Raw genomic sequence first — 24,923 nt, forward strand, 5'->3', positions numbered from 1 at the left:
ACCGATCTGCGCGCCTTATCTCCGCCAGCGCAACGGGCGGCGCAGATGATGCCGCTCCAGCCGCACGGCGGCGCCCGCCTGAAGAAACGCGGGCATGTCCCGCGCACTGCCTTCGAGCCGCTCGCGCTCCTCGTCGGCCTCGACCGTCCTCGCCGGATCGATGAAAAGCGCGGCCACGATCCCCACGCCGAGCAGGCACGCGGAAATCGTGAACGGCACGTTATAACTGCCGGTGGTCTCGATCAGATAGCCGAACACCACGGGCGAGATCATGCCGGCGATGCCGAAACCCGTATTCATCATGCCGCCCGCCGTGCCCGCATAGCGACCGCCGATGTCGAGCGGCAAGGTCCACAACACAGGATTCGTGATCTCGAGAAAGAAGAACGACGCCGACAGGTACAGCACCGCCATCAGCGGATTGGTTGCGGACACCATCGGCAGCAGGAACAGGAGCGAGCCGCCCATGCCCACCACCAGCACGGCACAACGCGCAAAGCGCAGCTGGCCGGTGCGCTTGTAGAGCCGGTCCGAGACGACGCCGCCCAGGGTATCGCCGATCACGCCGGCGAGCAGCGGCAACGCGGTGAACAGCGCCAGTTGCTTGAGATCGAAGCCGCGGGCCTCCTTCAGGTACGAAGGCAGCCAGGTCAGATAGACCCAGAGCAGCCAGCCGTAGCAGAAGTCGACGAACGTGACGAGCCACATGCGCCGGAACAGTTTGCGCCACGGCGTGGCCGCACGCTTGGCGCGTTCGCAGTCGCCCACGCGATAGCCGATCTCGGCCGTTTCCTCGGGCGTCACGCGACGGTTCTGCTCCGGCGAGTTCGTAAAGACGCAGAGGTACAGCACGGTCCACGCGAGACTCGCCACGCCGAGCAGAATGAACGCGTCGCGCCAGCCGCCCGCCACCACCACCGCGAGCACGAGCGGCGGCGTAACCGCGCCGCCGAGACGGGCGAAGCTATGGGTGATGCCTTGAGCGAAACCCCGCTCCGCCACCGGCATCCAGTAGGTAAAGGCGCGTGTCGCCGTCGGGAACGCCCCGCCCTCGCCGATGCCCAGTGCGAAGCGCAGCGCGACGAGCATCGCAACACTGCCGGCGAATCCGGTCGCGAGCGTCGCCACGCCCCAGATCAGCGACAGCACCGTCAGCACCAGTTTCGGTCCGTACTTGTCCGACAGCCAGCCGCCGATGACCTGCATGAACGCGTACGGATAAGCGAAAGCGGAAAACACGAGACCGAGCTGAACCGTTGTCAGCCCCATTTCGTGCCGGATGATGGGTCCGGCCACGGCAATATTCACACGGTCGATGTACGAGATGAAATACATCAGGCACATGACGGCCAGGATGATGTGGCGTGTCTTCACACGCCGCTTGTGCGTTTGCATGCTGTCTCCTGTGTCTCTTATGTGACGCCGGGGCGTCTGTGATCATTCGATCCGTCCGTCGTACTGCGTCGCGCCGACTGCGTCTCGACGCGCGCCCACCTCCTGTGCTTGCCGCGCGATCCGGGCACGCCGCTGTGCGCGCCGTCAGGTCGGCACGAGCTTCAGGCGCTGCACCTTGCCCGAAGGTCCACGCGGCAGGTCCGCAACAAAGCGAAACTCCTTCGGCGTCTTGTAGCGGCCCAGCTCGCGCAGACAATGCTCATGCAGATCCGCGATGTCGAGCGCACCCTGCCCGTGCGCCACGCGCGGCACGATGAAGGCGACGATCTCCTGGCCATAAGCGGAATCCGGCACCCCCACCACCGCCGCATCCAGCACGCCGGGGTGTTTGAGCAACGCTTCGTCGATCTCGCGCGGCGCGATGTTTTCGCCACCCTTGATGATCAATTCCTTCGCACGGCCGTTGATGTAGAAGTAACCGTCACCGTCGCGATAACCGAGGTCGCCGGTGCGGAGCCACCCGTCGGCGGTGAAGGCCGCACGTGTTTCCTCCGGGCGCTTGTAATAGCCGCGCATGACCTGTTCACCACGCAACACGAGTTCGCCGCACTCGTCGGGTGCGCATTCGCGCCCGTCACGATCGATCACCTTCGCTTCACCGCCCGAAGCCAGACCGATACTGCCGATTCTTCGGTGCGCCGGATCATAGGGATTGCTGAACATGGGCGCGGCGGTTTCGGTCATCCCCATCGTCTCGATGATGCCGATCCCGAAACGCGCCTCGAACGCGCGATGATGATCGACAGGCAGCGCCGCCGACGCGCTGCGGCAAAATCTCAGCGCGGACAGATCGAACGTGCACGGTTCGTCGTTGTTGAGCAGATAGGCGACGATAGTCGGCACCACGTTGATCCACGTGCAGCCGTGACGCGCAACATCGCGCCAATAGGTGCGCGCGGAAAAACGCGGCGTCATCACCACCGATCCGCCATGGAAGAGCGGCGCAAGCAGCGTCACGACGAGACCATTGATGTGATAAAGCGGCAACGCAGCGAAGACCCGGTCGCCGGTGCCGAGCCGGTGTTCCTGAGAAATATTGCGCGCGTTGGCGAGCAGGTTCCGATGGTCGAGCAGCACGCCCTTCGGTGCGCCCGTGGTGCCGGACGTGTACATCAGCAACGCTATGTCGCTCGCATCGGGCTCGCCGGTTGACGACGTTTCGGTATCCCATACGTCCGGGTGTTTCATGTGTTCCGCGCATGGCGCGCGCGATGCGCGCTGCGCCGATTTCGCATGCACGTCCACGGAAACGGTCGTTTCCGCCAACGCGGGTTCGGCGGCGGCCACCATCGGCGCAATAGCGGCATCGGGCGACGTCTGCAACAACGCGATGTCGCGAGTCAAGCCCTGCTCGCGCAATTCGGCAATCGCGCCCGACATCGCCGCGTGCGTATCGCTCGACACAAAGACCATGCGCGTGTCCGAATGCTCGACGATGTAGCGCAACTGCGACGGCTGGCACAGCAGATTGAGCGGGTTGGCGACGAGCCCGCTGTACATCGCTGCGAGCAGCAGCCTTGCCGTATGAATGCCGTTGCCCATGAAGACCGACACGACGTCGCCGGCCTGCAAGCCTGCTTCGTGAAAAACCGTCTCGAGCGTGCGGCAGTCGGCACGCAGTTGTGCAAAGGTCAATACGTCGGCACGCGCGGCAGCGCCGCCGTCGTCAGCACATTCGGGGGCCGCCAGCAGGAACGGCTTGTCGGGATACTGCGCGGCACGCGCCTCGATCAGCGCGCGGATGGTGTGAGGCGTCTTCATTTGCCATACCTCGCGAAGAAATCTCCGAGTACGTCGTCCAGTTCGGGGACACGCTCTTCGATCGGGTAGGCCACGCGCGTGATGTTCAGGTAATGGTGAAAGTTGAGATTGCCCGAGAAGTTGTTGCGCCCCCACGTTCCGCATCCCATCGAGAGCGAGAAGGGCAAACCGTTATCGAAGTTGCCCCCCGTCGCGAGGCAATGCGCCTGATTCACAATCACGCGCGCAACCGGCAGCGTCGAACCGAGCTGCTCAGCCTGCCCGGGGTCGGCGGAGTGCAGACCGACCGAATGCCCTGCTCCCATGTAGGCGTAGATGCCGCGCACGATGTCGGCAGCAGCGTCGAAGAAGTCGGCGCGATAAACGGTCAGCACCGGTGCGAGCTTCTCGCCCGAAAAGGGATAGTCAGCGCCGAAGCCGGTTTCCTCCACCATCAGAAATGCGGGTTCACGTGCGGCGATGTCGTCGAGGCCCGCTGCCCGTGCAATCGCCGTGGCCGAGCGCGCGGTGCAGTGTGCCGATAGCTTGCCGTCCGACCACAGGGCGGCCTGCAATTGCGCCTTTTGCGCGGCGTCGAGCATCACGCCGCCGCGGGCCGTCAGTTCGGCCAGCATGTCTGCATACACCGCGCCTTCGATCACGACGCTGTTTTCGGATGAACAGCTGGTGGCGTTGTCGAACGTCTTCGAGCGCGCGATCTTGTACGCTGCATCGTGCAAATCGGCGGACGCCGTGACGATCGAAGCAACGTTCCCCGCACCCACGCCGAACGCGGGCGTCCCGCTGGCGTAGGCCATCCGCACGTTCGCCTGTGAGCCGGTCGCCACGACCAGATCGCACTGCCGCATCAGTTCAGCGGTAGCCGCCTTGCTGATCGGCGCGGGCAGCATCTGGACGAGATCAGCCGCGAGTCCGACTTTGGCGAATTGCGCATGAATGAATTCGATCAGCAGCGCGCACGACGAATAGCCCTTGGGCGACGGCGCCACGATGACGGCGTTGCCGCATTTGAGGGCATTGACGATCTTGTTGACCGGCGTGGCGGCCGGATTGGTGGACGGCGTGATCGCCGCCACCACGCCGACCGCCCGCGCGATCTCGACGATGCCGGTGGCGTCGTGACGCGCGATCACCCCCGTGGTCTTCTGCCCGCGCAGATCGCGCAACAGACCGAGTGTCTTGCGATAGTTCTTGCGAAACTTGTCGTCCGCGTTGCCGAGACCGGTATCGCGCACCGCCAGCTCGGCAAGCTGCCGGTTGCGCGCCGGCTCCATGATCGCCCACGCGGCGGCGGCAGCAGCGGCATCGAGCACGTCCTGCCCTTCGAGCTCGAATGCGCGCTGTGCGGCGCGTGCACGCGCAACCTGTGACGCGACGGCTCGTTCGACTTCACGATGTGCGTTCGCGTGCGTAGATTCCGCTTCTGTGGCCCTGACATTCATACGGTTCACTCCGGACTAAAAAGATGGGTACTGGTACCAATCTAATGAGCCCTACCTGCTTCGGAGTCCCGTTTTTTGAACTATCCCTCGCGCTCGGCGGGTCAGAATCGAAAAGTGCGATATTCGGGACTTTCCATAGTCCCGAAAACTAACCCGACCGATGCACAATCCAACCTATAACGACGACATCGAGGAGACAGCGTGGCGACGTCGAATCAATCGAATGCGGCAGCCGTGCGTGCATTTCGCGTACTCGAAACGTTGGCAGAGGCAAACGGCCCGCTTTCCATGACGGATCTTGTCCATGCCCTCGAACTGCCCAAACAGACCGTGCATCGCATTCTGGTGCAGTTGATGGATGCCTGGCTGGTCACGCGCAGCGCCGGCGACCGCCTGTATGAGTGTTCACCACGCGTGCGCATGCTGGCGGTCAATGTGCTGATGCATGCGGGCCCGGCCGCGGCCCGCCACGTGCTGCTTGAACAACTGGTGGCCAAAATCGGCGAGACCTGCAATCTGACCATGCTGGCCGGCAACGACGTGGTCTATGTGGACCGGGTGGAAACGGAATGGCCGCTGCGCATGCACCTGCAACCGGGCTCGCATGTTCCGCTGCACTGTTCGGCAAGCGGCAAGCTGTTGCTCAGCTTTCTTCCCAAGGAGAGGCGCGAACGGGTCATCGAAACCTTGCCGCTGCGCGCCTATTCCGAGCGGACGATTACGGATCGCGGCGAGTTACGCAAGGAATTGACCATCACGCGGCGGCGCCAGCTCGCGATCAACAACCAGGAGCATTTGCAAGGGCTCATCGCGATCGCGGTGCCCGTCATGCTGGATCGCAATCGCGCCTGCGCGGCCATCGCCGTCCAGGCGCCGGTCGGGCGCGTCGTACTCGACGATCTGCTGGCCTTTCTGCCCGATCTGCGGTTGGCCGCGGAGGAAACCGCCAAAACATTCCGGCAGTAGCGCACTGCATTCCGAAAAACGTGACGATCAGCGCTGAAATGGCGCGCCAAATCCGCGTCGCCCCGGCGAAAAGCGCGGCCGGCAAAGGCGCACGGTACAATGACGCCGATCCATTTTCCGGAACGGCACCATGACTAAAGCGGATACTCCCACCCTGCGCGCGTTCGCCCTGCTGGAACATCTCGTGCGCGCCGACGGTCCGGTGTCGCTGGCCGACATTGCCCAGGACGTGGACCTGCCGAAGGCTTCGCTGCATCGCATGCTGGCGTCGCTCGAGGCCGGCGGCCTCGTGATCCGCGAACCCGGCCAGAAGAATGCCTACGTGATCGGGCCGCGTCTCGCGCAACTCGGTCTTGGCGTCATGATGCATTCGGGTGCCCGCCGGCTGCGGCATGCGATCCTGTCGAACCTCGTTGCCGATCTCGGCGAGACCTGCAACCTCACAATGCTGCATGAAACCGAGGTGCTGTATCTCGACCGGCTCGAAGCGCCCTGGCCGTTGCGGCTTGATCTCAAGCCCGGCTCGCACGTGCCGGCGCATTGCAGCGCGAGCGGCAAGCTGTTGCTGGCCATGTTGCCGCGCGAACAGCGCAGCGCCCTCGTCCGCACGCTGAAGCTCGAACGCTTCACGCCGAATACCATCACCGACCCCGAACTGCTGGAAGCGGAACTCGACCGCACCGCGCACAAGCGCATCGCCATCGACAATGAGGAATTTGTCGCCGGTATCGCGTGCGTGGCCGCGCCGGTGATGGATGAGAACAACACCTGCATCGCGGCGATCGCCGTTCATGCGCCGGTCTCGCGGGCGCCGCTGTCGCGTGCCCTCGAGTTTGTACCGCGCCTTCAGGAAGCCGCTCAGCAGCTCGCCAGGACGTTCTAGCGCGCCGTCTATTCCTCGGGCTGCTGCGCGCGCACGAGGTCCGCGAGCAGGCGCACGCCTGCGTCGATCTTTTCGAGCTTGATGGCTGAAAAGCCCATCCGGAAGCAGTGGTTCTGCTCCAGTCCGGTCATAAAGAAAACCCGCCCCAGCTCGATCAGGATGCCGTGTGCCTGCGCGTCCGCGGCAAGCTGTGTCGCATCGAGCCACGGCGGCCCTTCTACCCAGCACGACGCGCCGCCGCCAACCGGCAAATAGCGTGCTTCGGGAAGATGCGTGTCGAGCGCCGCCATCAATGCCTGCGCGCGTTCCCGATAAGCGTGGGCAAGCCGCCGCAGCAGCGCGTCGTGGTGCCCAAGCGCCAGAAAGGTGGCAAAGGCACGCTGAATATAGGCTGCGGGATGCCGCACCATCAGACGCCGTAGCGCGCGCAATTCGCGGACCAGTTCACGCGGCCCGACGATATAACCCAGCCGCAGCCCAGGCGCAAACGTCTTCGACAGACTGCCGATATAGATCACCCGGTCCGCTGTATCCAGGCTCTTCAACGCCGGGTGCGGCGTGCCTGAGAAATTGTTTTCGCTCTCGTAGTCGTCTTCGATCAGCACGAAGTCATGGGCCTGCGCCTGCTCCAGCAGCGCATGGCGCCGCTCGATAGGCATGGTGGCCGTGGTCGGGCACTGGTGGCTCGGCGTCACATAGACGTAGTCGCATTGCGCAAGCAGATCGGCGTCCTCGACCGGGCGCACGCCGCCGCCGTCGACGGGCAGCGGCTGCAGCCGCGCATGGCGATTTTCGAAGATATTGCGCGCATCCGGATAGCCGGGGTTTTCGAAGCCGATGGTGGTCCGTTCGCTCGCGAGCAGGTCCGCGATCAGATACAGCGCCTGCTGGCAGCCGATCGTCACGACGATTTCGTCCGGCATCGCAAACACGCCGCGCCGCGGCAGCACGCGCGTGCGGATCTGCTGGATCAGCGTATCGTCGTCGCGTTCGATCAGATCCGGCGCCCAGTTGCGGATCTCCATCACCGAGAGCGCTTTCATGCAGCATTCGCGCCAGTCGTTGGTCGGAAACAGCGACTGGTCGAATTGCCCGTAGATAAAGGGGTATTCGTAGCTCAGCCAGTTACCTGGCTTGACGATATTGCGCTGCGAGGACGGCCGCCTTCTGACGCGCTGGTCCCAATCCGGCCTGGCAAGCGCTTCATTGGCCGCCTGTTCGGGGACCGTCTGCAGCGGCGCAAATTCGTGCCGCCCCTCGAGGATGGCCGGATTGACGAAATGCCCGCTGCGCTCGCGCGAAATCAGATAGCCCTCCTCCACGAGTTGCTGGTAGGCGAGCACGACCGTGTTGCGGGCCACGCTCAACTGGTCGGCCAGTTCCCGGCTGGACGGTAACGCGTGATTCGGCAGCAGTTGACCGTCCAGAATCGCGGCCACCAGCATCTGGCGAATCTGACCCTGGAGGCTCATGTTCGACTCGGGTGAACGCTGGAACCGTTGGCTCCATAAGGCCACCGAGGTGCGACTTGCCATGCTTTCTCCTGATTTTTGTAGGCGGCGTCCGCCCGCACGAAGGCGGACACCGGCATTGTGAACGCGCAAAAAAACGGCAGCCAGTCACCCGGGCGGCTGCCGGCGAGTCCGGTGCAGCGGCCCATGCTGGTGCAAGGGTGTGGACTCAACGATCAGCCACGTCTGGCCCTAACCCGCAACATTTTTTACTGACGATACTCGCATCATCCCATTGCCGGCGATTGGGACAAGCCCCCGTCGGCGAAGGTTGAATTCACGTGTATTCGCGTGCCTGCACGGCCATTCTGGAGACCTACGATGAAAAGCGACAACCCCCAAAAGCTGTCCCGCTGGTTCGGCCATCTGACGCGCCGCATGACGGTAGCGGCCTTCGCTGCGCTCGCCTGCGTGGTGGCGCCCGCCAGCCACGCGCAGGACAAGGAAGTCACGATCGCCTATCAACAGATCGTCGACCCGTGGGTCGTTGCGATCGCGAGCGGCTCCATCGAGAAAGACACCGGCTACAAGATCAACTGGCGGCAGTTCGAATCCGGCGCGAAGGTCGCGACCGCCATGGCCTCGGGCGACGTGAAAGTCGGCGTGATCGGCTCGAGCCCGCTCGCGGCGGCGGTCAGCCAGGGTCTCGACCTGCAACTCTTCTGGATTCTGGACAACATCAACCAGGCCGAAGCGATGGTCGTGCGCAATGGCTCCGGCATCACCAAACCGTCCGATCTGAAGGGTAAGACGATCGGCGTGCCGTTCGTGTCGACCACGCACTATCACACCATGTTCGCGCTGCAGCATTGGGGCATCAACCCGTCCGAGGTGAAGATCCTCAACATGCAGCCGAACCAGTTGGTCGCGGCGTGGGAGCGCGGCGACATCGACGCCGCCTACGTGTGGGACCCGGCGCTGGCGCAACTGAAGAAGAACGGCAAGGTGTTGATTACGTCCGGCGACCTGTCGAAGCTCGGCAAACCGACCTTCGACGGAATCGCCGTCGACCGCCAATGGGGCGAGGCGCATAAGGACTTCATGGCAAAACTCGTGAAAGCCATCGCCGATGCCGACGATCAATACCGCAAGAATACGGCGCAATGGAACGCCACGTCGCCGCAGGCCACGGCCATCGCGAAGATGATCGGCGGCTCGCCGGCCGACGTGCCGGAATCCCTCTCGCTCTATGCCTTCCCGACGCTCCAGGAGCAGGCCTCATCGCAATGGCTGGGTGGTGGCAGTGCGGGCCGCGCGACCTTCGCGCTGAAGGACACGGCGAACTTCCTGAAGGACCAGAAGCAGATCAGCGCCGTGTTGCCCGATTACTCGAAGTTCGTGACCCCGGCTTACGCCGAAGCGGCAATGAAACTCAAATGACGTGGACCGGTTCCGTCGAATCAGGAGGCAACATGGAAAGTATGAGCGTCAAGAATGTGAGCGTGGTCTTTCCGGGGCGCAAGCCCGGCCAGACCGTGCACGCGCTCGACAACATCAATCTGACGATCAATTCGGGCGACTTCGTCGTTGCGCTCGGGGCATCGGGTTGTGGCAAGACCACCCTGCTCTCGCTGATGGCGGGCTTCATCGCGCCGACCAGCGGCGAGTTGCTGCTCGGCGGTTCGCCGATCGCCGGACCCGGCGCCGACCGGGGCGTCGTGTTCCAGAAGCACGCCCTGTTGCCGTGGCTCAACGTGATCGACAACGCCGAGTTCGGCCTGAAGCTTCAGGGCGTGCCGAAAGCGCAGCGGCGCGACATCGCCGCGCGCAATCTGGCGCTGGTCGGCTTGCAGGACTTTCACAAGCACATGATCTATCAGCTCTCCGGCGGAATGCAGCAGCGCGTGGGCATCGCCCGCGCGCTGACCTGCGACCCCGCCATGCTGCTGATGGACGAACCGATGGCCGCGCTCGACGCGCTGACCCGCGAAACCATTCAGGAACTGCTGCTCGACGTCTGGACGAAAACCAGCAAGATGTTCTTCTTCATCACGCACAGCGTGGAGGAAGCGCTCTTTCTGGCCAGCCACCTGATCGTGATGTCGCCGCGTCCTGGGCGCATCACGCACACCTACGAGCTGGATTTCAATCGACGCTTTCTGGAAACGCGCGACGCGCGCGCCATCAAGTCGAGCCCGGATTTCATCGACATGCGCGAGCGCGTGCTCAGCATCATTTACGGCGACGAGAAAATGCACGCCGCCGAAGCCGAGGTGACACATGCTTAGTTCAAAACGGGCCCCCGCATTTGCACGCGGCCACGACGTCCCACTCGGCACCGACATGCCGGTCCAACCGCCACGCGCCCCTGAGCGGCGTCCCCGGCTGCTCGCCAAGAAACCGGCGAAACCCGGCGACACCTTCGGCGTACCCGGCCAGGGCAGCAGTGCCGTGACGAGCCTCGTGACGGTCACCCTGTTCGTGGGGCTGTGGTTTATCGCGACGAACCTGCATTGGATCAAGCCGCTGTTTCTGCCATCGCCGCAAGCGGTTTACGCAAAGTTCATCTACGTCGCTACCGAAGGCTTCGCCAACTCCACGCTCGCGCAACATACCGGCATCAGCTTGCTGCGCGTGTTCGGCGCCTTTGCGCTCGCCTGCGTGACCGCGATTCCCATCGGCGTGATGATGGGCGTCTCGCGTTTTGCGCGCGGCGTCTTCGATCCGCCCATCGAGTTCTACCGGCCGCTTCCACCGCTCGCCTATTTGCCGCTCATCATCATCTGGTTCGGCATTGGTGAATTCTCCAAAGTCTTTCTCATCTACCTGGCCATCTTCGCGCCACTCGCGATTGCCGCGCGCTCCGGCGTGCGGTCCGTGTCGATCGAGCAGATTCATGCGGCCTATTCGATGGGCGCTTCGCGCACTCAGGTGGTGTTCTATGTGATTCTGAAATCCGCGCTGCCGGAGATTTTCACGGGTATGCGGATCGGCATCGGCGTCGGCTGGACCACGCTCGTCGCCGCGGAAATGGTGGCGTCGACCAGCGGTCTCGGCTTCATGGTGCTCAATGCCGCGGAGTTTCTCGCCAGCGACGTGGTGATCATGGGCATTATCGTCATCGGTTTCTTTGCGTTGTGCTTCGACTTGCTGATGCGCCACCTCGAACGCGTGCTGGTGCCGTGGAAAGGCCGGGTGTGAGTGTAGAAGGCCGGCTTGGACTCAGCGATTGGCGGCGGCTGGTACTACGCGGCTAGCGGTGCCCTCCGCAATACTTCAGCTGTCTGTTATCGCTGGAGGGCAGTATGAATTCAATCGCGAAAGTCTGGCCGTTGCCACCGGTGCGTCACGAAGCGCTGCGCATCGGCGGAGAAAAAATCCGGCGCGCGGAGGTCATTGAAGTCTTCAATCCCTATACCGGCGAATTGGTCGGCACGGTGCCCAAGGCGACGCTGGCCGACGTGCAACATGCCTTTGCCTGGGCACACCAGTATCGGGCGCGGCTAACGCGCTACGAGCGCTCACAGATCCTGCTGCGCGCAGCGGATAGGGTCCGTCGGCGTACCGAAGAAATCGCCAGCCTGATCACTGCCGAGTCCGGCCTTTGCAAGAAAGACTCGCTCTACGAAGCAGGCCGCGTGGCCGACGTGATGACCTTCGGCGCCAATGAAGCGTTGAAAGACGACGGCCAGGTGTTCTCCTGCGATCTAACACCGCACGGCAAGAAGCGCCGCGTGTACACCCAGCGCGATCCGTTGCTCGGCGTCATCTCCGCGATCACCCCATTCAACCATCCGATGAATCAGGTTGCGCACAAGATCGTGCCCGCCATCGCGACCAACAACCGCATCGTCGTCAAACCCTCCGAGAAGGTGCCGCTGTCCACCTACCTGCTCGCGGATATCTTTTACGCGGCCGGCCTGCCGCAGGAAATGCTGCAGGTCGTCACCGGCGACCCGAAAGACATTGCCGACGAACTGATCACGAACGAGCACGTCGATCTGATCACCTTCACGGGCGGCGTGCAGATCGGCAAATATATCGCCAGCAAGATGGGGTATCGACGCGCGGTGCTCGAACTCGGCGGCAACGATCCGATCATCGTGATGGAAGACGCCGACCTGGAAGAAGCCAGCGCGCTCGCCGTCTCCGGCTCTTACAAAAACTCCGGCCAGCGTTGTACCGCGATCAAGCGCATTCTGGTGCACGAGGCGGTGGCCGACCGTTTCGTCGAACTGCTCGTGGAGAAGACACGCGCCATACGTTACGGCGATCCCGCCGATCCGGCGACCGACATGGGCACCGTCATCGACGAGGCGGCAGCGAAATTTTTCGAAGCTCAGGTGAACGATGCGATCAGCCGCGGCGCGAAGCTGCTGCTCGGCAATCTCCGCGAAGGCGCGCTGTACTCACCCACCGTGGTCGATCACGTCACCCCGGACATGCCCCTCGTCAAATACGAAACCTTCGGGCCCGTGTCACCGGTGATCCGCTTTCGCGATATCGACGACGCGATCCGGATTTCCAATTCGACTGACTACGGTCTCTCGTCGTCGGTCTGCACGAATCGCCTCGATTACATCACGCGCTTTATCGCCGAACTGCAGGTGGGCAGCGTGAACGTGCGCGAAGTGCCGGGCTACCGGCTCGAGCTGACGCCGTTCGGCGGCATCAAGGACTCGGGTCTTGGTTACAAGGAAGGCGTCCAGGAAGCGATGAAAAGCTTCACCAACGTGAAGACCTATTCGCTGCCGTGGGACTGATCCGCTCCCTCGCACGCCACCCCGCATCACATTCTTAAATTTTCGAGACAAGTTGTACCGTTTATTTCGCATCACCTATTGACCATCAAAGGTGCATGCTCTACATTTTAGATAACCACTTTTCGGAACAAATTGTTCCGCTTTCACCAACATCGGAGACAGCCCTCATGAGCGATCACACCCCCGTCAGCGGCCCGCAGGCCATGACCCCGTCAGAAGCTTTCGTCGAAACCCTGGCCGCGAACGGCGTGACCGACATGTTCGGCATCATGGGCTCGGCCTTCATGGATGCCATGGACATCTTCGCGCCCGCCGGCATCCGCCTCATTCCCGTGGTGCACGAGCAGGGCGCCGGCCACATGGCCGACGGCTATGCCCGCGTATCGGGCCGCCATGGCGTGGTGATCGGCCAGAACGGCCCCGGCATCAGCAATTGCGTGACCGCCATCGCCGCCGCCTATTGGGCGCATAGCCCCGTGGTCATGATCACGCCCGAGGCGGGCACCATGGGTATCGGCCTGGGCGGCTTCCAGGAAGCGAAGCAGCTCCCCATGTTCCAGGAGTTCACCAAGTATCAAGGCCACGTCACCCATCCCGCGCGCATGGCTGAATTCACCGGCCGCTGCTTCGACCGCGCGCTGGCCGAGATGGGCCCGACCCAGCTCAACATTCCGCGCGACTACTTCTACGGCCAGATCAAGGCCGAGATTCCGCAGCCGCAGCGACTCGACCGTGGCCCCGGTGGCGATCAACGCCTGAACGAAGCGGCTGAACTGCTTGCGCAGGCCAAATTCCCCGTCATCATCTCCGGCGGCGGCGTGGTCATGGCGGATGCGATCGAGGAATGCAAGGCACTCGCCGAACGTCTGGGCGCGCCGGTCGTCAACAGCTACCTGCATAACGACTCCTTCCCCGCCAATCACCCGCTGTGGTGCGGTCCGCTCGGCTATCAAGGCTCCAAGGCCGCCATGAAGCTGATCCAGCGCGCCGACGTCGTGGTCGCGCTCGGCTCGCGCCTGGGACCGTTCGGTACGCTGCCGCAACACGGCATGGACTACTGGCCGCAGAACGCCAAGATCATCCAGATCGACGCCGACCACAAGATGCTTGGCCTCGTGAAGAAAATCTCCGTGGGCATCTGCGGCGACGCCAAGGCCGCCGCGGTTGCACTCACGCAGCGCCTCGAAGGCCGCACCCTGGTCTGCGACGCCTCGCGTGAAGAGCGCGCGGGCCAGATCGCCGCGGAGAAGGCGGCATGGGAGAAAGAGCTCGACGGCTGGACCCACGAGCGCGACCCTTACAGCCTGGACATGATCGAGGAGCAGAAAGACGAGCGTACGCCCGGCGGCGGCAACTATCTGCACCCGCGCCAGGTCTTGCGCGAGCTCGAAAAGGCCATGCCGGAAGACGTAATGGTCTCCACCGACATCGGCAACATCAACTCCGTGGCCAACAGCTACCTGCGCTTCAACAAGCCGCGCAGCTTTTTCGCCGCGATGAGCTGGGGCAATTGCGGTTACGCGTTCCCCACCATCATCGGCGCCAAGGTGGCGGCGCCGCATCGCCCTGCGGTCTCTTACGCCGGCGACGGCGCGTGGGGCATGAGCCTGATGGAAACCATGACCTGCGTGCGCCACAATATTCCGGTCACCGCAGTGGTCTTCCACAACCGGCAATGGGGCGCCGAGAAGAAAAACCAGGTGGATTTCTACAACCGCCGCTTCGTCGCGGGTGAACTCGACAACCAGAGCTTCGCGGGTATTGCGCGGGCGATGGGCGCCGAGGGGGTTACGGTGGACCGGCTCGAGGACGTCGGCCCGGCGCTCAAGCGCGCGATCGATGCGCAGATGAATCACGGCAAGACCACCATCATCGAGATCATGTGCACCCGCGAGCTCGGCGATCCGTTCCGCCGCGATGCGCTGGCCAAGCCGGTGCGCCTGCTCGACAAGTACAAGGACTATGTCTGACCCGTCCGTTGTCTGACGGTCCGGGCGCCGGGGAATATCGCCTCGCGCCCGGCGGGCCGGAAACGGGATGTTGGCTGCCGTTTCCGGTCTCTTTGTTTCTGGCCTCCTTGTTTTCGGTCACGGTGTTTCCGGCTGTTTTGTTTTCGCGCCGCATTTGTTGGCAACCTGCTTCGCCTCCTCCCGCCTTCCTTTGCGGCTCCCCGTTTTTCAACTCCGATCGCCGCCGAGTACCATGAAAGCCATCAATCGCATCGTCGAGCGCGCCCGCACTTCGCCAAGACGCATCGTGCTCTGCGAAGCGGAAGATCCCCGCATGCTGGAGGCCGCGCAACGCGCAACACGTGAGGGCATCGCCCGCATCGTGCTGGTGGGCGCGAGTGCGCGCATTCACGCCGCGGCTGCTGGGCAGAACATCGAACTGTCAGGCATGGAGTTGGTGGATCCTGCCATCTCGCCGCTCGCCGAGTCCTTTAGCGAGGAGCTCTTCGCATTGCGCAGCAAGAAGGGCATGACGCGGGACGAAGCGAAACTGGAGATCCTCAAACCCCTCTGCTTCGCGAACCTGATGGTGCGGCTCGGTCATGCCGACGGTTCGGTAGCCGGCGCCGTCCACACGACCGCCGACGTAGTCCGCACGGCGATCCAGATCATCGGCATTCATCCTTCGTTCAAGCTGGTGTCGAGCTTCTTTCTGATGATGTTGTGCGAGCCCTTCCACACGCTCAAAGGCGGCCTGATTTTCTCCGACTGCGGATTGGTGGTGGACCCCGATGCCGGCGAACTGGCCCAGATTGCAATGGCAGCGGCCGACAGCGCGCAAAGCCTGCTGATGGAGGAGCCGCGCGTGGCCATGCTGTCATTCTCGACTAGCGGCAGCGCCCGGCACGCGGCCGTCGACAAGGTCGTGGAAGCGACGCGCCAGGTGAGGGCCCAGCGTCCACATCTGGCGATCGATGGCGACGTGCAACTGGACGCGGCGCTCGTCTCCGAGATCGCGATGCGCAAAATCGAACACTCGCAGGTGCAAGGACACGCCAACGTGCTGATTTTCCCGAGCCTCGAAGCCGGCAATATCGGCTACAAGCTGGCCGAGCGGATCGGCGACGCGAAGGCAATCGGGCCCTTGCTGCAAGGCCTGAAAAAGCCGGCCAACGATCTTTCGCGCGGCTGCAGCGCCGACGACATCTACTACGTGATCGCGGTGACTGCCGTGCAGGCGCAAACCGCGGCAACACCCATGGACGCCCATACCATACCGTTCGCTTCATGACCCACTGAGGTTCACCACGATCACGACCTCGACCACGCGGCGCACTGCGTTTGACATGTCAGTTAGTTGTGACCGATTGCGCGTTTAACCTGCGCTCCCTCGCGCCAGTTGCTCCTTTCAGGCCGCGGGACCGGCTACCTCCTGCCGGCCTGCCCGCGCGCCCCCATCCAGCCGACAATCTCCGCAAATAGCTTCATGTCAGGCGGCACGGAGAGGTCTACGGCGAGACAACGGCGGTAATACGGACTGAGATCGAGCCCGACACCCAGACCCAACACCTCCACGTCGCGCGAGGCTTCATGACGCGCTACGACGCTCTTGAGATGGTTGTCGAGATAGAAGGCGTCGTTGGCCTGACCGGTCGCGCTGTCCATCGGGCTGCCATCCGAAATCACGATCAAAATGCGCCGCGCCTCGGGACGAGCGACGAGACGACCGCAAGCCCAGTCGACCGCTTCACCATCCACGCCCTCGCGAAACAGGTCTGCCTTGAAGAGCGCGGCAATATCCGCGCGAGCGCGTCGCCAGCTCCGGTCGGCGTCCTTGAAAATCAGATGGGACAGTTCATTGAGCCGGCCCGGATGAGGCGGCCTGCCCTGCGCCAGCCAGTCGAGCCGGGCCCGGCCGCCGTTCCACGCACCGGTAGTGAAGCCCAGCACCTCGGTGGTCACACCGGCCTGGTCGAGCGCACGCGTGAGGATATCCACCATGGTCGCCACCGGCTCGATATGCGCTTTCATCGAACCCGAACAATCGATTAGAAAACCGACCACGCAGTCCGCCATGAGCGTGTTTCGTTCCAGCCGGAACAGACGCCGCTCAGCGGGAGAACTAACCAGTTGCGCGAGACGCCGTCCGTCGATGCGGCCATGCTCTTCACCGAACGACCAGCCATCGCGTTGCGAGATTGCCAGCGCTGCCTTCAGTGCGTGCGCGAGCCGCGCCACGTTAATGCCCTGAGCGGCGACGCGTTCGTCGAGCCGTTCGCGGAACTCGCTGAGCAAGGCCTTGCGGACCAGCGTGCTCACAGACAGCTCACGGTCATAGCGCGTCGTATAGGCACGATAGCCCTGCTCCGAGCCTTCGAGCACACGGCTCTTGCCGGTCAGCGCAACGGCCATGTCCTTGTACTCGTCGTCTTCGACATCGAACCATAGCGAGAACGCCGTGCGCGGGGCCTTGTCGTCGCTCTCCTGCGGATCGTCGACGGCATCGTCCAGCGCCTCAGCGCGGGCGGCACGGATCATCTCGCCCACCAGCCTCGCGAGTTCGAGCGCATGGACAGCGAACGCCGCCTGCTCCTGCCGATGCCGGCGCAAGCCCGCCAGCGACACGCCCAGCACCGGCACGATGGCCGCGCGCGTGGCTTCGATCAGGCCTTCCGTCTGTTCGAGCACAGGCCAGCCCGTCAGCCGCGACCACGCAATCTGCGCCACCGTGTACAGGAGAATGCCGAGGTGGTCTTCGACGAGCCCGGAGCGATAGAAAGCCAGCGACCAGGCCTCGAAACGGTCGCGCAGATTCTGCACCAGACCCGGCATGCCGGGCGGCGTCTGCGTTTCGCACCGCAATTGTTCGAGCAGTTCGAACACCATCCGCTCGACGGGATCGGCCGGGCATAGCCGGCTGTGCAACGCCGCGTCGGCGTGCATGATTCGCAGGGCCGCGCCATCGGCGGCACCCCGTAAAGACGCGAAGTCGTCTTGCTGTGGGTCGGTGCGAAGATGCGGTGCGTGCAGAGGCAAAGGCCGTAAATCGCGGCACAATCTGCCTTCGCGATAATGCAACGCGGCGTCGCCGGTGAGGGCTCGCACGGTCGCGGCGCAAAGCGCTTCGCGCTGTTCTCCGCGGAGGGTCGCTTGCCGCTCGGTCGCCGGGCTCGGAGCCGCTTGTTGCGGAGCCGGCTGGCCCGGGTCTACCCGCCGTGAGCCAGCCGGGCGCAGTGCCGCGTCGCCTGGGTCCGCTTGCTGTAACGCCTCCGGCCTGTCCGATGTCATCAACGGGTACCCGCTGTGTGGTCTTCAGCGTGGGCGCCGGCCTCAGGCTCCAGTTCGCGCCCAAAGCAGCGCTGAAAATACTCCGCCACGATCGAGCGCTCTGCCTCATCGCACTTGTTCAGGAAGGTCAGGCGAAACGCCATCGCGGGATCGCGAAAAATCTGGCAGTTCTCCGCCCAGTTGATCACCGTGCGCGGCGACATCAGCGTCGACAGGTCACCGCTGGCGAAGCCCTTGCGCGTGAGTTCCGCCACGCTCACCATCGATTCGATCAGCGCGCGCCCTGCTTCGTCAGCAAGTTCCGGTACGCGCGCCAGCACGATGCAGGCCTCTTCCGCGCGCGGCAGATAGTTGAGCGTGGCCACCACGTTCCAACGGTCCATCTGCGCATGATTCAGCACCTGCGTGCCGTGATACAAACCGTTCAGATTGCCCAACCCCACCGTGTTGGTGGTGGCGAACATGCGGAAATACGGATGCGGATGAATCACGCGATTCTGGTCGAGCAGGGTGAACTTGCCGTCGCGTTCGAGAATGCGCTGGATCACGAACATCACATCCGGACGCCCCGCATCGTATTCGTCGAAAATCAGGGCGACCGGGCGCTGCAAGGCCCATGGCACGATCCCCTCCTGAAACTCGGTGACCTGCAAGTCGTCGCGCACCACAATCGCGTCTTTGCCGACCAGATCGAGGCGGCTGATATGGCCGTCGAGATTGACGCGCACGCACGGCCAGTTGAGGCGGGCCGCCACCTGTTCGATGTGCGTGGACTTCCCGGTGCCGTGCAAGCCCTGCACCATCACCCGCCGGTCACGGCTGAAGCCGGCCAGAATCGCCAGCGTCACTTCAGGATTGAAGCGATAGACCTCGTCGATCTCCGGCACGTGGTCGTCGCGCTCGCTGAACGCGGGCACCATCAGGCTGGAATCGATGCCGAAAACGGTTCGTACCGCGACCATTCTGTCGGGTTTGCCAGTCACGATATCAGTCACTTCATTCTCCTCCCCGCTGCGGGGATGTTCATTCGGCGCCGCCGGGTGATTTTCATTTTTCGGAACAATTCGTTCCTTTTTATTATAATCTGAATCTCACACCCTGAGCGACGCTTTACGCACAGATCCGGCGGCTCGCGCCGTCAACGCGCCGTCGCCATTTCGTCGAAGGGTTTCGTGCGCCGTTCCATCGCTCGCGCCGCCCATGCCGAAAGCAGCGCCGACAGAATCACGTAGCCGCACACGTACCAGGGCTTGCCGCCGTCGAGACGCAGCAGCGCCGTGGCGATGATCGGCGTGAGACCGCTCGCGAAGATGCCCGAGAACTGGTACACGAACGAAATGCCGGTGTAGCGCACCTCCGGATCGAACAGTTCGGCAAAGAGCGCGGCCTCCGGACCGTAGACCATCGCATAGAAGATGCCGAACGGAATCACCACGCCGAGCCAGACGGCCAGCGTATTGCCGGCCTGTGTCTCCATCAGCCAGAACGCCGGCAGCACCGAAATGCCGCAGATCAGCGAGCCCCAGCGATACACACGCGCGCGTCCCATCAGATCCGACATCCTGCCGAAGAAAGGAATGAAGAAGCACATCACGATCGCCGAGATCATCACGCCGGTGAGCGCTTCCGTGCGGCTCATCGAAAGACGTTGCGTGAGGTAGCCGATCATGAACACCGCGAAGATGTTGAAGAACACCCCGTCGATCCAGCGCGCGCCCATACCGAGCAGCACCGAACCGCGATAGCGCGTGATCATGTCGAAGAACGGGATTTTCACGTCGCGGCGATTACGCTTGAGCGCGAGAAACTCGGGCGTCTCCATCACCTTGAGACGGATGTAGAGGCCGAGCACCACCAGCAGCAGCGATGCGCCAAACGCGACCCGCCAGCCCCACGACAGAAACGCCGCTTCCGGCAGCAACCGGGAAATGCCCGCGACAATGCCCGACGCGAAACACAAGCCAATCGACAAGCCGATCTGCGGCAAGCTTGCGTACAGACCGCGCCGGTTCGGCGGGGCATATTCATAAGCCATCAGCACCGCGCCGCCCCATTCACCGCCGAGCCCGATGCCCTGCAACACGCGCAGGAAAAGCAGCAGAATGGGCGCCCAGATACCGATCTGATCGAAGGTCGGTACGAAGGCGACCCCCGCCGTCGACACCCCCATGATGATCAGCGTGCAGATCAACGCGGACTTGCGTCCGACCTTGTCGCCGAAGTGACCGAAAATCACGCCGCCGAGCGGCCGCGTGATGAAGCCGACGGCGAACGTGCCGTAGGCCAGCATGGTCGAGACGAGCGGATCGTGAGCAGGAAAGTAAAGCTTGTTGAATACGATGCCTGCTACGACGCCGTACAGAAAAAAGTCATACCATTCGACCGTCGCGCCAATCACGCTCGCGAATGCAACGCGGCGGATAACCCGCTTATCGATTGCCATAGCGTCTTCTCCAATGGATGGCCGCGTGCCGTCCCGGCAACGCAGCACTTTTTGAGCCCCTGTCTGTCTCCTCCTGGGGGCACGAATTTCGCTGCCTGCACGCTGCTTTTGTCGACTTCGCGTGCGGCGAGTCAGGTAGCGATCGTTTTACTTCTTGCGGCCACTTCGCTTCGTTGCTTCAGATTCGTTGCTTCAGATTCCGCTTCTGACTCAATACTGCGCTTCCATGCTCAGCGATTGCACTTGCCCGGCCGGCCGGTCGCCGGCGCGGGCGTCCTCGAGAATCATGCTGGACGCCTTTTCAGCGACCATCACGATCGGCACATTGGTATTGCCGGAGACCAGCGTCGGCATGATCGAGCAATCGACCACTCGCAGACCTTGCGTGCCATACACGCGCAATCGTTCGTCGACCACCGCGCCCGGATCGCTCGCGACGCCCATCTTCGCGGTGCCGGACGGATGAAAAATCGTCTGGCCGTATTCGCGGCAAAAGTGCAGCAATTCGTCGTCGCTTTGCGCTTCCCGGCCGGGGCGCACTTCGCGTTTCATCAACGACGCCATGGGCTCCGTGGCGGCCACGCGGCGCGCGAAACGCACACCCGCAACCGTCGTGCGGCGATCGAGATCGGTGGCCAGATAATTCGGCTGGATCGACGGGGCGTCGCGCATGTCGCTCGTGCGGATCCGCACGCTTCCGCGCGACTCCGGCCGCAACTGGCAGATCGAATAGGTGCAACCTGGAAACGCGTGGACGTCGCCGCCCGCGGTGTCGGCTGAGAGCGTGGAAAAGTGGAACTGGATGTCGGGCGTTTTCGCCTCGTCCGGCAAGGCGCGGCAGAACATGCCGCCCTGATTGATGCCAACCGACAGCGGTCCTTCGCGAAACAGCGCCCATTGCAGCCCCATCTTCGCGCGCCCGGTCCAGGAGTGCAGCAAGTCGTTCGTCGTGATCGGCCGCGTCACCTCATAGGTCAGGCGTACCTGCAAATGGTCCTGCAGATTTTCGCCGACGCCGGTTCGATTGGCGACCACCGGAATCCCCAACTCATTGAGCAGTTTTGCCGGCCCGACGCCCGACACCTGCAGCAATTGCGGCGACTGCAGCGCGCCGGCCGTCAGCACCACCTCGCGGTGCGCGCGCACTTCGTGCACCTTGCCGTGCTGCACGTAACGGATACCGGTAGCACGCGTGCCTTCAAAAAGAATCTTCGACGCCAGCGCGTCGGTCTCGATCTGCAGATTCGGACGACTGCGCGCCGGCTTCAGGTAAGCGACAGCCGTCGAACAACGCCAGCCACGCCGCGTGGTCAACTGGTAGTAACCGACCCCTTCCTGATCGCCCTGATTGAAGTCGTCGACCGTTGGCACGCCCAGGCGATTCGATGCAGCGATGAACGCATCCACGAGTTCGTGGCGCTGCTTGATCGTGGAAGCCCACAGCGGGCCGCCCACGCCACGCGTCGGCGACTCGCCGAGCTCGTTGTGTTCGAGCCGCCGGAAGTAAGGCAAGCATTCCTTCCAGCTCCAGCCGCGATTGCCAAGCGCGGCCCAGTGGTCGTAATCCTCTTTCTGACCGCGAATGTAGATCAGCCCGTTGATGGAACTGCAGCCACCCAGCGTGCGCCCGCGCGGCCAGTAGAGTTTGCGGTCATGCATGTTCGGATCCGGGTCCGTGTAAAAGCCCCAGTTGTAGACCGGATGGAACATGGTTTTGCCATAACCGATCGGAATATGGATCCACAGAAAGCGGTCGGGCGGCCCGGCTTCGAGCAGGCATACCGAGTAGCGGCCATTCTCTGAGAGGCGGTTGGCCAGTACACAGCCGGCCGATCCCGCGCCGACGACCACGTAGTCGAAACTCCGTACCATTGATGTCTCCGTGCTACTGCCTTTGTTTTTAAAAACGGATCATTTCGTCCCAATTTATTGGATGGCAGTGTCGACTTCAAGCGAATCCGGTTACGATTCAACAATCCGATACGAAAACCGACTTTTTCGTTTCACTATTCAATCTGTCCGCACGCGTTCATCCGGGTTGTCACTGATCCGTCCGGACTGCATTCACCGTCATCCGCGCCGGGAAGGACAATGAGAGACACCACGCATCGCCCCTCATCCGCTCACGAGCCAGCCGACGATACCCGCGTCCTGCGCGCACTCAGCGTGCTGGAACACCTTGCGTCCGCCGGACAACCGTCGTCACTCTCCCAGTTGTCCTCACGTCTGCAGATTCCGAAGGCGACCCTGATGCGCCTGATCGAGTCGCTCGAAGCACGCGGTTATGTCACGCACATGCCGGACTCGCGCGGCGCCGACCGCGCAATCGCGCTCGGGCCGCGCGCCGCTCAGCTCGCCCTGACCACGCTCGCGAACAGCACGTTTACGCGTGCATGCCGCTCCTTGCTGCGCACGCTCGTGGAATCGCTCGGCGAGACCTGCAATCTCACCGTGCTCGACGGTGACACCGTGCTATACGTCGAGCGTGTCGAGACGAGCGAACCCTTGCGTCTGCATATGCAACCGGGCACGCGCGTCCCGCTGCATTGCACCGCCAGCGGCAAGCTGTTTCTCTCGCAGATGACGTCGGCCGAGCGCGGACTCGTCATCCGGCGCTTACCGCTCAAATCGATGACGTATCGCACCCTCACCGATATCGATCTGCTGGAAGCGGAACTCGACCGTCTCGCCATGCGCGGCATCGGGGTCGACAACGAAGAGTTCGTGCGCGGCATGGTGGCGGTCGCAGTGCCGGTGCGCAACGTCGAGGATGGCCGTGTGCTCGCGGCGTTGGCCATTCATGCACCCACGGCGCGCGCCAGTCTGGAGGATCTGTTGAAAGCGGTGCCGAAGCTCAAGGAGATCGCCTTGCGCATCGGACCGCTGCTTCAGTCTGCGGCGGCGGGAGTGTCGGTGTCGAAGTAGCGAGGCCGCGCCGCCAACCGCTCATTACCAGGGTGCAGCGGCGATCGCGAACGACCCGCCGCCGCACATCAAACAGCACGCTGTCAGACAGGCCTCAATGAGTACGCGGCCGATAGTCGACGAATTCCGGTTCAGTTGAAACGACGCCGGCTTTCCGCGCCCGCCACGCATACGCCACGAGCAGCACGCCAAGACTCACCACCCCGAGCCACAGCGGCGTGCGCTGATCCGGTATGAACGCCATCGCCACCAGAATGCCGATCATGCCAACGATTGCGAAACAGGTCAGATACGGGTAGCACCACATTCTCACCCGCAGCATCTCCGGCGCCTCGCGCTCGAGCCGGGCGCGCAGTTTCAATTGCGACACGGCGATCAGCACGTAGACGAAAATCGCCACCGTGCCGTACGAATTGACAAGGAATGCGAACACCGTATCGGGCGATACATATGACATCACGACCGACACATAGCCGAACAAGGTGCCGATCAGAATCGCGCGAACCGGAACGCCGCGGCGATTGACCCTGGCGAGTGAAGCCGGCGCATCGCCGTGGCGGGTCAGCGCAAACATCATCCGCGACGCGGCATACAGGCCGGAATTGAGCGCGGACAGCACCGCCGTCAGCACGATCGCATTCATGATGTTGGCGGCAGCCGGAATACCCATCGCATCGAGCGCACTCACATAGGGCGTCGCCATTTTCGGCGAATCCCACGGCACGAGCGCCACCACGAGCAGGATCGAGCCGACATAAAAAATCAGCACGCGGGTAATCACTGAATTGGTAGCTTTGGCGACGGCCTTGACCGGCTCATGCGCTTCGGCGGCGGCAATGGTGACGATCTCGGCGCCGAAGTAAAAGCCCGTCGCCGCGACGGCGCCGCTCAGCACCGGCCCGATCCCCTTCGGCATCAGCCCGCCGTGCGAGAGGAGCGTGGGCATCACGGAGGTGGTGTGCATCGATGCGGGCCACAGCCCCAACACATACAGACCGCCGAGGAACAGGAACACCACGATCGCCGCCACCTTGATGGACGCGAACCAGAACTCGAATTCCCCGTAGCTGCCCACCGAAATCAGATTGGTCGCCGTCAACACGACCAGTAACACGAGACTGATCGCCCACGCCGGCGTATCCGGCAACCAGAACTGAACCAGTTTCGCGCCGGCCACCGCCTCGACGGCCACGACGATGACCCAGAAATACCAGTACATCCACCCGGTCAGAAACCCGGCCAGCTTGCCCGGCCCGCGCTTCCCGGCAAAGGCAAGGCGCGCGTATTCGTAGAACGAGCCCACCGCCGGCATGGCGCAGGCCATTTCCCCGAGCATGCGCATGACGAGCACGATCAGGCCGCCGGTGATCAGAAACGACAGGACCGCCGCCGGACCGGCCTGCCGGACCACGACGCCGCTGCCGACAAACAGTCCCGCGCCGATCACGCCGCCCAGCGCGATCATGGTCATGTGGCGCTCCTTGAGACCGGTCTTCAGTTCACTCTTGTTCGATACCTGCATGTCACCTCCACATCCTGTTGATGCCGGCGCCGGTCGTGCGGGGCTGCGTGCGGGCTTGCGTGCGAAGCTGCGCGC

Annotated in this window: 18 protein-coding genes; 9 read left to right on the forward strand and 9 right to left on the reverse strand. The window is 63.2% G+C overall.

From position 1 onward, the window contains the following. Positions 1–15 precede the first annotated feature (15 nt). The 3 genes from PQQ95_RS24210 to sauS form a co-directional block, all read right to left on the reverse strand. Positions 16–1,395 (reverse strand): MFS transporter, encoded by a 1,380-nt coding sequence (locus tag PQQ95_RS24210; protein WP_408441628.1) that lies wholly within the window; start codon positions 1,393–1,395, stop codon positions 16–18. A gap of 144 nt (positions 1,396–1,539) precedes the next feature. Beyond that, positions 1,540–3,216 (reverse strand): AMP-binding protein, encoded by a 1,677-nt coding sequence (locus PQQ95_RS24215; RefSeq protein ID WP_408441630.1) that lies wholly within the window; start codon positions 3,214–3,216, stop codon positions 1,540–1,542. Further along, positions 3,213–4,658: an acylating sulfoacetaldehyde dehydrogenase gene (gene sauS, locus PQQ95_RS24220; protein WP_408441633.1), complete on the reverse strand. Its 1,446-nt coding sequence runs from the start codon at positions 4,656–4,658 to the stop codon at positions 3,213–3,215. Before sauS ends, PQQ95_RS24215 begins: the two co-directional genes overlap by 4 nt. Positions 4,659–4,859: 201 nt before the next feature. On the opposite strand from sauS, the gene PQQ95_RS24225 reads away from it, so the two are divergent. Both PQQ95_RS24225 and PQQ95_RS24230 read left to right on the forward strand, forming a co-directional pair. Then, on the forward strand, positions 4,860–5,624 hold the full coding sequence (locus PQQ95_RS24225) for an IclR family transcriptional regulator (RefSeq protein ID WP_408441636.1): 765 nt from the start codon (positions 4,860–4,862) through the stop codon (positions 5,622–5,624). A gap of 130 nt (positions 5,625–5,754) precedes the next feature. Then, entirely contained in the window at positions 5,755–6,507 is a 753-nt protein-coding gene (locus tag PQQ95_RS24230) for an IclR family transcriptional regulator (protein WP_408441639.1), read from the forward strand. 8 nt (positions 6,508–6,515) lie between these two features. Here the strand turns inward: PQQ95_RS24230 and pdxR are convergent, their stop codons facing one another. Next, positions 6,516–8,042, reverse strand: a complete 1,527-nt coding sequence (pdxR, locus tag PQQ95_RS24235; protein WP_408441640.1) for a MocR-like pyridoxine biosynthesis transcription factor PdxR — start codon at positions 8,040–8,042, stop codon at positions 6,516–6,518. A 354-nt stretch (positions 8,043–8,396) separates the two neighbouring features. Between pdxR and tauA the strand changes: the two genes are divergently transcribed. From tauA to pta, 6 genes are all read left to right on the forward strand, one after another. After that, positions 8,397–9,398, forward strand: coding sequence for a taurine ABC transporter substrate-binding protein (gene tauA / locus PQQ95_RS24240; RefSeq protein ID WP_408441772.1), 1,002 nt, complete (start codon positions 8,397–8,399; stop codon positions 9,396–9,398). A gap of 32 nt (positions 9,399–9,430) precedes the next feature. Then, a complete protein-coding gene (locus PQQ95_RS24245; protein ID WP_408441641.1) occupies positions 9,431–10,246 on the forward strand; it encodes a taurine ABC transporter ATP-binding protein in 816 nt (271 codons plus the stop codon). Continuing rightward, positions 10,239–11,159 carry an ABC transporter permease subunit gene (locus PQQ95_RS24250; RefSeq protein WP_408441644.1) on the forward strand — a complete coding sequence of 307 codons (921 nt, stop codon included), beginning with the start codon at positions 10,239–10,241 and terminating at the stop codon, positions 11,157–11,159. Before PQQ95_RS24245 ends, PQQ95_RS24250 begins: the two co-directional genes overlap by 8 nt. Positions 11,160–11,263: 104 nt before the next feature. After that, complete coding sequence (phnY, locus tag PQQ95_RS24255) at positions 11,264–12,721, forward strand: phosphonoacetaldehyde dehydrogenase (RefSeq protein WP_408441646.1); 1,458 nt, start codon at positions 11,264–11,266, stop codon at positions 12,719–12,721. Positions 12,722–12,888: 167 nt separating this feature from the next. Beyond that, a complete protein-coding gene (xsc, locus tag PQQ95_RS24260) occupies positions 12,889–14,691 on the forward strand; it encodes a sulfoacetaldehyde acetyltransferase (RefSeq protein WP_408441649.1) in 1,803 nt (600 codons plus the stop codon). Between the two features lie 232 nt (positions 14,692–14,923). Then, positions 14,924–15,961 carry a phosphate acetyltransferase gene (pta, locus tag PQQ95_RS24265; protein ID WP_408441651.1) on the forward strand — a complete coding sequence of 346 codons (1,038 nt, stop codon included), beginning with the start codon at positions 14,924–14,926 and terminating at the stop codon, positions 15,959–15,961. 134 nt (positions 15,962–16,095) lie between these two features. On the opposite strand, the gene PQQ95_RS24270 is transcribed toward pta, so the two are convergent. The 4 genes from PQQ95_RS24270 to PQQ95_RS24285 all read right to left on the reverse strand — a co-directional run bounded on the left by PQQ95_RS24270 (position 16,096) and on the right by PQQ95_RS24285 (position 22,273). Beyond that, positions 16,096–17,775 (reverse strand): cobaltochelatase CobT-related protein, encoded by a 1,680-nt coding sequence (locus PQQ95_RS24270; protein ID WP_408441654.1) that lies wholly within the window; start codon positions 17,773–17,775, stop codon positions 16,096–16,098. 182 nt (positions 17,776–17,957) lie between these two features. Beyond that, the gene (locus tag PQQ95_RS24275; RefSeq protein ID WP_408441656.1) at positions 17,958–18,953 is read right to left on the reverse strand and encodes an AAA family ATPase; all 996 of its coding nucleotides are present in this window, start codon (positions 18,951–18,953) and stop codon (positions 17,958–17,960) included. A gap of 143 nt (positions 18,954–19,096) precedes the next feature. After that, positions 19,097–20,401, reverse strand: coding sequence for an MFS transporter (locus PQQ95_RS24280; RefSeq protein WP_408441659.1), 1,305 nt, complete (start codon positions 20,399–20,401; stop codon positions 19,097–19,099). 210 nt (positions 20,402–20,611) lie between these two features. Then, positions 20,612–22,273 (reverse strand): GMC family oxidoreductase, encoded by a 1,662-nt coding sequence (locus PQQ95_RS24285; RefSeq protein WP_408441662.1) that lies wholly within the window; start codon positions 22,271–22,273, stop codon positions 20,612–20,614. 219 nt (positions 22,274–22,492) lie between these two features. On the opposite strand from PQQ95_RS24285, the gene PQQ95_RS24290 reads away from it, so the two are divergent. Next, complete coding sequence (locus PQQ95_RS24290) at positions 22,493–23,326, forward strand: IclR family transcriptional regulator (RefSeq protein WP_408441665.1); 834 nt, start codon at positions 22,493–22,495, stop codon at positions 23,324–23,326. 94 nt (positions 23,327–23,420) lie between these two features. Here the strand turns inward: PQQ95_RS24290 and PQQ95_RS24295 are convergent, their stop codons facing one another. Continuing rightward, positions 23,421–24,848 (reverse strand): amino acid permease, encoded by a 1,428-nt coding sequence (locus PQQ95_RS24295; protein WP_408441668.1) that lies wholly within the window; start codon positions 24,846–24,848, stop codon positions 23,421–23,423. Positions 24,849–24,923 lie beyond the last annotated feature (75 nt).

The organism is Paraburkholderia caffeinilytica (assembly GCF_046030355.1).
GTDB classification, from domain to species: Bacteria; Pseudomonadota; Gammaproteobacteria; order Burkholderiales; family Burkholderiaceae; genus Paraburkholderia; species Paraburkholderia caffeinilytica_B.

What these genes read in the sequence shown, in the direction of transcription:
- PQQ95_RS24210 (WP_408441628.1), bottom strand. Translation starts at nt 1,395, where the DNA reads ATGCAAACGCACAAGCGGCGTGTGAAGACACGCCACATCATCCTGGCC.
- pdxR (WP_408441640.1), bottom strand. Translation starts at nt 8,042, where the DNA reads ATGGCAAGTCGCACCTCGGTGGCCTTATGGAGCCAACGGTTCCAGCGT.
- PQQ95_RS24295 (WP_408441668.1), bottom strand. Translation starts at nt 24,848, where the DNA reads ATGCAGGTATCGAACAAGAGTGAACTGAAGACCGGTCTCAAGGAGCGC.
- phnY (WP_408441646.1), top strand. Translation starts at nt 11,264, where the DNA reads ATGAATTCAATCGCGAAAGTCTGGCCGTTGCCACCGGTGCGTCACGAA.
- PQQ95_RS24245 (WP_408441641.1), top strand. Translation starts at nt 9,431, where the DNA reads ATGGAAAGTATGAGCGTCAAGAATGTGAGCGTGGTCTTTCCGGGGCGC.
- pta (WP_408441651.1), top strand. Translation starts at nt 14,924, where the DNA reads ATGAAAGCCATCAATCGCATCGTCGAGCGCGCCCGCACTTCGCCAAGA.
- xsc (WP_408441649.1), top strand. Translation starts at nt 12,889, where the DNA reads ATGAGCGATCACACCCCCGTCAGCGGCCCGCAGGCCATGACCCCGTCA.
- PQQ95_RS24230 (WP_408441639.1), top strand. Translation starts at nt 5,755, where the DNA reads ATGACTAAAGCGGATACTCCCACCCTGCGCGCGTTCGCCCTGCTGGAA.
- tauA (WP_408441772.1), top strand. Translation starts at nt 8,397, where the DNA reads ATGACGGTAGCGGCCTTCGCTGCGCTCGCCTGCGTGGTGGCGCCCGCC.
- PQQ95_RS24215 (WP_408441630.1), bottom strand. Translation starts at nt 3,216, where the DNA reads ATGAAGACGCCTCACACCATCCGCGCGCTGATCGAGGCGCGTGCCGCG.
- PQQ95_RS24280 (WP_408441659.1), bottom strand. Translation starts at nt 20,401, where the DNA reads ATGGCAATCGATAAGCGGGTTATCCGCCGCGTTGCATTCGCGAGCGTG.
- PQQ95_RS24250 (WP_408441644.1), top strand. Translation starts at nt 10,239, where the DNA reads ATGCTTAGTTCAAAACGGGCCCCCGCATTTGCACGCGGCCACGACGTC.
- sauS (WP_408441633.1), bottom strand. Translation starts at nt 4,658, where the DNA reads ATGAATGTCAGGGCCACAGAAGCGGAATCTACGCACGCGAACGCACAT.
- PQQ95_RS24285 (WP_408441662.1), bottom strand. Translation starts at nt 22,273, where the DNA reads ATGGTACGGAGTTTCGACTACGTGGTCGTCGGCGCGGGATCGGCCGGC.
- PQQ95_RS24290 (WP_408441665.1), top strand. Translation starts at nt 22,493, where the DNA reads ATGAGAGACACCACGCATCGCCCCTCATCCGCTCACGAGCCAGCCGAC.